Here is a 9,170-nt window from a genome sequence, read left to right on the forward strand (position 1 = left end):
CACTTCCAGAGCAACGGTTATCACGCGCGAGGACGCCACTCTGTGTGGGCGCGCCTGGGTGGACGAAGTATTTCGTCAAGTCGATAGCAAGGTGCGCATCGAGTGGAAGGTCGCGGACGGCGACCGCGTCAAACCCAATCAGCTGCTGTGTGAGTTGTCCGGGCCGTCGCGGGCGCTGCTGACCGGCGAGCGGACGGCGCTGAACTATCTGCAGTCTCTTTCAGCCACGGCAACCGAGACGAGCCGTTACGCCGAAGCGCTGAAAGGCACGCAGTGCCGAGTGCTGGACACTCGCAAAACCATTCCAGGCTTGCGGCTCGCACAGAAATACGCGGTGCGCTGTGGCGGCGGCACAAACCATCGCATCGGGTTGTTCGATGCCATTCTGGTCAAAGAAAATCATATCGCCGCGGCTGGCTCTATCGCTGCCGCCGTCGCCGAAGCCCGGCGAATCAATAGCCAAGTGTTGTTGGAAGTCGAGGTGGAGAATCTCGATGAGCTACAGCAGGCGCTGACCGCGAAAGTGGATCGCGTCCTGCTGGATAACTTCACTCACGACGACATGAGAACGGCTGTGCGCGTCACCCGCGAGCATGAAAACAAAGGGATCACGCTCGAGGCGTCAGGAAACATGTCGCTGGAGACGCTGCGAGCGGTGGCGGAGACAGGAGTGGATTTCATCTCCGTCGGCGGCCTGACGAAGCACGTCAGGGCCGTGGACTTGTCGATGCGCTTCGCCTAGTAGGCCTCGCTGCCCGAGGCCAGTTTCATCACCCGCTGTGGCGTCGCTATGCCATAGCCTTGGGCGTAATCGACGCCCAAGCTGCGCAGCATCTCGATGATCTCCACGTTCTCGGCGAACTCGGCGATGGTCTGTTTGCCGGTGAGATGACCGATTTCATTGATCGAGCGGACCATCTCCCGGTCGATGGGGTCGTGCAAGATTTCCTTGACGAAGCTACCGTCGATCTTCAGGAAATCCACGGGGAAGTGTTTCAAATAACCGAACGATGACAAGCCGGTGCCGAAGTCGTCCAGCGCGAACCGGCAGCCCAGCTCTTTAAGCGCATGAATGAACCGGTTGGCTTGCGAGAAGCTGGCGATGGCCGCGGTCTCGGTGATCTCGAAGCAGATCTTCGAGGCATCGATGCCGCTGCGATGGAAATGATCGATGACGAACGGCAGGAACTTGTCGTCGCCCAAGCTCTGGCCCGACAGGTTGATGGAGCACAGCTCCAACTTCTCGCGCTCATCCGCCTCCGAGACCAGCCAGCGCAACGCATGTTCGATCATCCAACGATCGATGTTCGGCGTCAGGCCGTAACGCTCGGCCGCGACGATGAACTGATCCGGCGCCACGATCTTGCCGGCCTCGTCACGCATCCGTAGCAACAACTCGTAGTGCAACCCGGAGTTCGCGTACTGCGGCTGCAGCGGTTGAATGACCTGGCGGAAAATCTCGAAACGATTGTCTTCCAGAGCGTTGTTGATACGCGCAGCCCACTGCATTTCGCGGCGGCGACGCATCAGGTCGATGTCGTTTTCCTGGAAGCTGTAGATGCGATTGCGACCGTTCTCTTTGGCAGCAGCGCAAGCGCTATCGGCCGCCGAGATCAACGACGCCACGTCCTCGTTCTCCGGCGACAGCGGCACCACGCCGATGCTGGCACCGAGACGGAACGTGCGCTCTTCCCAAACGAATTTGTAGTTGCGGATGGCCTCGCGCAGCATCTCAGCGTTGCGCACAGCTTCTTCCAACGAGCAGCTTTCCAACAGCACGCCGAACTCGTCGCCGCCGAGTCGTGACACGGTATCGCGCCAACGAATTTTCGACTTGAGCAACGCGCCGACCTGGCCGAGCAATGCATCGCCAGCGCTGTGGCCGCAGTTGTCGTTGATGATCTTGAACTGATCCAGATCGATGTGGCACAGCGCATACGAAGCTTCGCGCGCTTTGGCGCTCTTCAGCGCTCGTTCCAATCGCGACTCGAACTCACGTCGATTGACCAAGCCGGTCAGAATGTCGTGACTCGCGTGATAGGACAGCTTGCGATTCAGTTCGCGGCTTTCGCTCACGTCATGGAACACCAGCACGCCGCCGGACACGGCGCCGGCACCATCGCGAATCGGCGAGGCACAGCTCTCGATGTACAACTCGTTGCCGTCACGACGGATCAGCAGCGTCGGGCGAACGGACTTGATGGCTCGCGTGCGACGAATCGCCACCGCCAGCGGATTCTCCAACGGCTCGCAAGTCTCTTCGTGGAAGCTGCGGAAGATCTCGTCGATGACCCGACCTTGGGCATGCTCCAGACGCCAGCCGGTGAGCTGTTCAGCTACCGGATTCAGATACTCGATGCGGCACTTCGAATCGGTGGTAATCACGCCGTCGCCGATGGATTGCAGCGTGATTTGCGCGCTTTCCTTCTCCTTGAACAGCGCTTCCTCGTACAGCTTGCGCTCGGTGACGTCGAGATCGACGCCGACGATGCGTCGCGCGCGCCCGTGCTCATCGAGTCGTGCCTTGGCGCGACTCTCCACCCACAGCCACACACCGTCACGGTGACGCAGCCGATGCACGCTCTCGAACAAGGGCTCTTTACCGGACAAATGATCGCGCAGCGCCGAGCTGACGCGAATCGTGTCATCAGGATGTAATAACTGTTGCCAGTCGGTCAGCGGTTCGACGTCATCGTCGCTGTAACCGAGCATGGCTTTCCAGCGTGGCGAGAACCAGGTCTTGCGAGTGTCCACCTCGAAGTCCCACAGGCCGTCGTTGGCACCGTGCAAGGCCAGTTCGTTACGCTCTTCGATGTCGGTGAAGTGGCGCTGGTAACGCACCCGTTCGATGCCGCTCGAGTAGCTGGAGCCGAGCAGCTTGAGCATCAAGTGCAGATTGGCATCCCAAGAATCGCGCGGCAGGGTCGAGCACAGCGCAATGAACGCCTGTACGCGTCCCTGAATGGCCACGCCCACGATCAGCGCGGCACCGATGTGTAACGACGCAAACCGCACGCCTTCCGCCAACAGCTCGCGCCGCGGATGCGCGGTATCGCGAATCTCCATGATGCGCAGATGGCCGAGCTTGTTACGAATATACGGCAAGCGTTCCAGCGGCTCGCCGTGGAACACGATGGGATTGAAGGTCGCGAACAGGCCGCTGGCGGCGACCACGTGCTCGATGCTCTTGTGAGCGTCGTCGAAGGTCGCGATCACTACGGCATCGAGGCCGGCAGCTTCGCGCAACGCCTCGAGGTTTTGTTTCAGTAACGGATCGTCGCGCTCGACCGTGAGGTTCTGGAAGTCGATGGACGCTTTGGTGAGCAGGACGTCCAGTCCGGCCTTGGAACTGCGACGCGAACGCGCAGTAAACAACGTATCGCCGCTGGGTGTGGCCAGCGCCGTCGCATGCTCTGTTGGATTGCTTGCCACAGGCAGCGCGCGTCAGTGACGACTAAACGCCAAGCCGAAGCAACGCGGTCTCAACGACGGGCCGCGATTCGTATCGTTCGCCATTCAGGGCACCCTCCCGAACCGAAACTTTTTTTACGCGCGCCGCCACTGCATTTGCTGAGCGAATAAGAGTAGCAATGCGGCGATCGTCCGATTGTGGCACAGCAAAATATGCGATTAAAAGCGTGCTGCCAAGTTTCTCACTCGACCCTCGACGCTAATCAGCGACATTTCTGTATGCAGGCGTGCGCGATCGGACGGTTTAGCCGTCAGACCGTTACCTCATTCGCCAGGCAGGGATTCCCGGATGCGGATCGACGGAGGATTACGAAGAATCAGCCAACGCACGCCGAACAGATCGACGATGCCGACCCAGAGCCGATTGCTCAGGCCGTATTTGGAGATGCCGCGGGTGCGCGGCCGATGCCGGACCGGAACGGAGACCACCCGCGCGCCGGCGCGTTGATACAAGGCCGGCAAGAAGCGATGCATGTGATTGAACCAGGGCAGCCGCATGAACGTGGCTCGGTGCATGAGCTTGATGCCGCAGCCGGTGTCCGGGGTGCCGTCACGAAGCAGCCCGCCGCGTACTCGATTCGCCACACGCGAGGAAAAACGGCGCAGCCAGGTGTCTTTGCGTGTGGTGCGGTTACCCATCACCAGCTTCAGCTGGTCGTCACCGGCGGCGACCGCTTTGATCAATTCGGGAATATCGGCAGGATCGTTTTGGCCATCGCCATCCAGGGTCGCGACCCATTCCGCGCGCGCCGCTTCCACCCCTGAACAAACTGCCCGGCTCTGACCGCAACGCTGGGAGTGCTCGAGCAGCCGGATCTCCGGGATCCCGCCGCTGCGCGCAGCCTGAACGGCCGCGACCGTGCCATCGGTGCTGCCGTCGTCGACGAAAATGATTTCGAAGGGCTGGTGGTGGGCCAGAGCGGCCTGGATTTCGCGGGCCAGCGGCCCAACATTGTCAGCCTCGTTACAGACTGGAATGACGACGGAAATTTTCATGAGCGCGCGGATTATAAGGGCAGTTGGGTTGGACTGCTGGCCGGGGAAAACCAATCGCCTTATGCTGCCCAGATGAACCAGCACCGGCACGGGCCCGGCGGGCATGGGAGCGATTGCTCGCACAGCCACACGCCTAGCAGCCATAGGCATGGCCCGGCCGCCCAATCCGGCCGGCACGATCATGCGGGCCATAGTCACGCTGGCCATGGCCACGATCATGACAGTCATAGTCACGGCGGCCATGACGACCATGGCGGGCACGATCACGACCACACTGCCGGCGCTAGCGGCCGCGTCCTGGGCATCGCCTTCGTCCTGACCGCGCTCTTCATGCTGGTCGAATTCGCTGGCGGCGTCCTGGCGCAATCTTTGGCGCTGGTCGCCGATGCTGGCCACATGCTGACCGACGCAGCTGCTCTGGCCCTGGCCTGGGCGGCCGTCCGCATCGCCTCGCGACCGGCCGACGCCAAACGCTCCTTCGGCTATCAACGCCTGCGAGTGTTGGCCACATTCGTCAACGGTTGCGCGCTGCTATTCATCGTGGCGTGGATCGGGGTCGAGGCCATCCAGCGCCTGCTGAACCCAGTGCCCGTGAATGCCCAAGCCATCCTGTGGATCGGCAGCCTCGGCCTGGCCGTCAACTTGATCGTGTTCGCCATGCTGACCCGAGGCGACAAACACGACATGAACGTCTCCGCCGCAGCCCTGCACGTGATGGGCGACCTGCTCGGCTCGGTCGGCGCCATCGTCGCCGCGCTGGTCATCATGTGGACCGGCTGGCTGCCCATCGATCCCATCCTGTCGATCTTCGTCAGCGCCTTGATCGTGAGGAGCGCCATCAAGCTGGTGCGACGTTCGGCTCACATCCTCATGGAAGGCTCCCCGGAGTGGCTCGACCAAGGCGAGCTTCGCCGCACGCTGGAGCAAAAGATTCCAGCCATCGTCGATGTGCATCACGTGCACACCTGGTCGGTCGGCCCACAGGAAACGCTGTTGACCATGCACGCGCTGGTCAGCGCCACGGCCGATCAAGCATTGGTGCTGAAAGACACCAAAGCGCTGCTAGCCGAGCGCTTCGGCATCACGCACGCGACCATTCAGATCGAAGTGGAAGATTGCGTCGACAAAGATTGCGGCGAGCAGGCACCGCTCAAAGCAGATCGAGTCGCGAGAGGCTAGCTCTCGCGCAGCGCCTGCGCGGCCATCTTGTACGTCTCGTGCAGACGACGCTCCAGCTCGAGCTGTGCCGCCTCCATCTCCTCCTCAGTCATCCGCTTCTGAGGAAAGTACGGCTCGCCGATGGCGATACGCAGTTTGGCAAACGGGAACGGGATGACGAACTTGTCCCAGGTCCTGAGCAACTTCGCGGGACTAGCTGCATAGGCAATCGGTACTACCGCCTTGCCGCTGATCTGTGCGGTGAAGATGGCGCCGGCCTTCATCTTGAACCGAGGACCGCGCGGACCATCCGGCGTAATCGTGGGAGAGATGCCTTCTTTCACGATGGCGTTGTAAACACCGCGAACCGCCCGCACGCCCGTGTACGAACCGGACCCACGAACTACATGAGCACCGTAGAGCTGCGCCAGCATGGTCGGCGCCTGGCCATCGACCGACGGCGAAATCATGAAGCCGGGCTTCATGCCTTTAATCTTGTTGGAACACATGAAGCGCGCGGCCAACAGCAAATGCTGATGCCAGAACACCGGCACCACCGCACCCTGCTCCTTCAGCAATGTCTCCAGCCGATCCAGACCGACGATCTTCAGCCGGCTGGTACGCCACAGCACCTCGAGAATGAAAGCACCGAGGTACACCGCAAGCCGGTAGACGAACATGCGCGCGGGCGTCAGCTCGCGCTGCGATTTGGTACGCACGGGCCGCGGCGGCGGCGCACTTTCTCCTGACACTCTGGCTCCTGATGACTGCGGGGACGGATCTTAAAGGATCGGCTCGCTCAGCGGGACCACCGCCGCAGCCGGCAAGAATTCCATTGTCGCCGTGAGGAATTTGCCAATGTCGGCGTCTGCCGTTGTAAGGCACTTTTTCGGCAGGCGGGCGACATGCGGCGGATCGAATGCGTGGTGGCGATTCTGTGGCTGAGCCTATGGTCCACCGTATCGGCCAGCGCACCCGTCGATGCAGCAGCAACCGCAGCCGTGCTGGCCGGTTTCGAGAAGCCAGGCGAGCCCGGCTGCGCAGTAGGTGTGCTCGACAACGGCAAGTGGGCATTCAAAGGAGCCTACGGTCTCGCGGATCTGACCAGCGGTGCGCGCAACTCGCCTGATCTGATCTTCGGTGTCGCCTCAGTCACCAAGCAATTCACCGCGGCAGCGGCCGCCATCGCCGCTCATCAGGGGTATTTCGGGCTGCAGGATGACATTCGTAAGTACCTGCCAGAAATGCCCGACTATGGAACGCCCGTCAGCATCGCCGAGCTCATCTATCACACCGACGGGATCCGTGATCATGGCCGGATCGTGCCGCTGACCGGTCAGCCGCAACGCTATGAATCGCAGTCGAGCCGTGTGGCGTTGTTAGCACGGCAGCGCGCACTCAACTTCGCACCGGGCACGCAATACATGTATGGCAATGCTGGATACTTGTTGCTGGCGGAAATCATCCAGCGCACCACGCGGCAACCGTTTCCTGCCTTCGTCGAAAAGAACATCTTCCGACCACTGGGCATGAAGCACTCCTACTTCGGCTCACAGACTCGCGGTAGCGCTGGCCGCGCGATGCCCTATTCACGCCGCTCGGGCGGTTGGCGGAACACTGATGGCGAAGCGTCGGCGACCTGGGGATCGGCTGGCGTGATGACGACGCTGGATGACTATGCGAAGTGGGCGACGAACCTGTTCGCCAAGCGCAGTAAGTTACCGGGTGGCACGCAACTGACCGAGCTGCTGCGTCGTCACGGCACGCTGCGCGATGGCACGCCAGTGGATTACGGTTTCGGCTTGAGACTGCATTCGTATCGTGGCGTACGACAAGTCGGCCACAGCGGCGCAGGCGATGGTTATCAAGCGCTCGCGATGATGTTTCCCGATCGCGCGTTGGGGGTCTTCGGCTTCTGTAACAACGGCGTGTATGCGCACGAAGTGGTCATGGCCGTGACGGATCCGTATCTGGGATTGCCTCCGCCAGGCACGACGGAGACTGGCGAACGCGTGCAGCTGCCGCTCGCGCAGTTGCAGCGGCTCGCAGGCGTCTATCGCGAATCGCAGTTTCGCTTGCCCATGTTCGTGCAAGCCGACGCTGATGCACTGATCATCGATGGCGATGCCAAGCGCTATCGCTACCTGCCGCTGGGGGGCACGCGCTTTCGCAACGAGGAAAACATCATCATCGAATTCGGCGGCCCGACGGACGCACCCGCGCAAACGCTCGAGCAACGCGAGGGACGCAAATATGGCAGCGGCGTGTTCTCTCGCATTGAACTCGCCACACCGACCGCCCAGCAATTGCTCGCGGTCGCAGGCGATTACTACAGCGCCGACCTGGATGCGACTTATCGGTTCAGCGTGCGCGAAGGCAAGCTCGTCGCGCACATCGTGAACGGTCGCAGTTTCCTCGAAGGCATCGGTTTCCAACCGGTACTAGCCGATGAGTTCGTGGCTATCGACGAACGCATGGTCGTGCGCTTCACGCGCCAGGCCAACGGCGAGATCGACGGACTCGATCTCACTCATCAGTTCGGCTGGATCAAAGACGTCCGGTTCGAACGCGTCGTCAGCGCTGTGACTCGGGCTGCGACCGAAGTGCCTTGACCCTCTGTTGAAGGGAGCGCGTATCGTTGAAAGCACTTTGGCTCTCCGCGCTCACACGCAGGGCCTGCTCATAGGCTTGGCGCGCTTCATTGGTCCGACCCAGCTGCTCCAGCGCTCGGCCGAGGCTTGAATAGCCGTCGGTCAGATACGGATAGTCGCGAGCCGTGCGTCGCCAGACGTCGAGCGCGGCCTCGGTCTGCTTGCGTTTCATCAACGCCTGCGCGGCGCGATGCAAAGCGTTCGGCGGCGCGATGACCTGAAAACCGAACTTCTTCGAGAGCGCCGCGTAGTGCGCATCGATCTCCGCGATCGTGGGTTCGAAAGCGGTCGTGTCCTTGGGTACCGGCATAGGCCAACCGGCGAATGCCCATTCCAAGGCGTCGTACAAGCCGCGATGAAACGTGCTGGCGTGCGTATCGTCGAGATACTCACGATGCGTCCATCGCACGTTGCACGGCGGCCTCTTGGTGAGCGCAGTCACCAGATTCTGCGTCGACGCTCGAATAGCGATGTCAGTGCCTGACCAGCTCAGGAAAAGTTGCAACGGAGCGTCGACACGCGTCAGCGCCAACTGCAGGTCGGCGAGTGTGCTGCCTTTGGCCTCTTGCAGCGCCGGGCTCAATGCAATGTAGGACTGGAATGCTTTCGGCCGGTTCACCAGCGCGTATGACGTGAACAGCCCGCCGTCAGAGTGCCCAGCCAACACGCGATACGCGGCAGTCCGGTAATGCGCCTGAGTCCAGGGAATCAATTCATCGACGATGAATTCCAGAAACTTGTCGGCAGCGAACGTCTCCGAGTCCGGCGCGGTCGGCACCATCGGCGGACGAAAATCCCGGTCGCGCTCGGTGTTCACGATACCCACGATGAGGGTCTCGGGCATGCGCTGGACCCAGGTGGACGACAACGTTTGCACCGAAGCGGCTGCATTCA

General features: G+C 61.5%; 7 protein-coding genes. 3 read left to right on the forward strand and 4 right to left on the reverse strand.

The window, feature by feature from the left end:
- Positions 1-742: carboxylating nicotinate-nucleotide diphosphorylase (gene nadC / locus JNL55_RS29835; RefSeq protein ID WP_293863204.1), on the forward strand; the 742-nt coding region annotated here is incomplete at its 5' end.
- On the opposite strand, the gene JNL55_RS29840 is transcribed toward nadC, so the two are convergent.
- Complete coding sequence (locus JNL55_RS29840; RefSeq protein ID WP_293863206.1) at positions 739-3,432, reverse strand: EAL domain-containing protein; 2,694 nt, start codon at positions 3,430-3,432, stop codon at positions 739-741. The genes nadC and JNL55_RS29840 overlap by 4 nt on opposite strands.
- 303 nt (positions 3,433-3,735) lie before the next feature.
- Positions 3,736-4,467 carry a glycosyltransferase family 2 protein gene (locus tag JNL55_RS29845; protein WP_415923187.1) on the reverse strand — a complete coding sequence of 244 codons (732 nt, stop codon included), beginning with the start codon at positions 4,465-4,467 and terminating at the stop codon, positions 3,736-3,738.
- A gap of 330 nt (positions 4,468-4,797) precedes the next feature.
- Between JNL55_RS29845 and JNL55_RS29850 the strand changes: the two genes are divergently transcribed.
- Positions 4,798-5,646, forward strand: a complete 849-nt coding sequence (locus JNL55_RS29850; protein ID WP_293863210.1) for a cation diffusion facilitator family transporter — start codon at positions 4,798-4,800, stop codon at positions 5,644-5,646.
- Here JNL55_RS29850 and JNL55_RS29855 read toward each other — a convergent pair.
- Positions 5,643-6,377, reverse strand: coding sequence for a lysophospholipid acyltransferase family protein (locus JNL55_RS29855; RefSeq protein ID WP_293863212.1), 735 nt, complete (start codon positions 6,375-6,377; stop codon positions 5,643-5,645). The genes JNL55_RS29850 and JNL55_RS29855 overlap by 4 nt on opposite strands.
- A 153-nt stretch (positions 6,378-6,530) precedes the next feature.
- Here JNL55_RS29855 and JNL55_RS29860 point away from each other — a divergent pair, with 153 nt between their 5' ends.
- Complete coding sequence (locus tag JNL55_RS29860; RefSeq protein WP_293863214.1) at positions 6,531-8,237, forward strand: serine hydrolase domain-containing protein; 1,707 nt, start codon at positions 6,531-6,533, stop codon at positions 8,235-8,237.
- Here the strand turns inward: JNL55_RS29860 and JNL55_RS29865 are convergent.
- Positions 8,200-9,170: alpha/beta hydrolase-fold protein (locus JNL55_RS29865; protein WP_293863216.1), on the reverse strand; the 971-nt coding region annotated here is incomplete at its 5' end. The genes JNL55_RS29860 and JNL55_RS29865 overlap by 38 nt on opposite strands.

It is taken from the genome of Steroidobacter sp., from assembly GCF_016790065.1.
Lineage (GTDB): Bacteria > Pseudomonadota > Gammaproteobacteria > Steroidobacterales > Steroidobacteraceae > Steroidobacter.

Bases quoted from the DNA above. Each gene is read 5' to 3' on its own strand.
- JNL55_RS29845 (WP_415923187.1), bottom strand. From the start codon at position 4,467: ATGAAAATTTCCGTCGTCATTCCAGTCTGTAACGAGGCTGACAATGTT.
- JNL55_RS29850 (WP_293863210.1), top strand. From the start codon at position 4,798: ATGCTGGTCGAATTCGCTGGCGGCGTCCTGGCGCAATCTTTGGCGCTG.
- JNL55_RS29860 (WP_293863214.1), top strand. From the start codon at position 6,531: ATGCGGCGGATCGAATGCGTGGTGGCGATTCTGTGGCTGAGCCTATGG.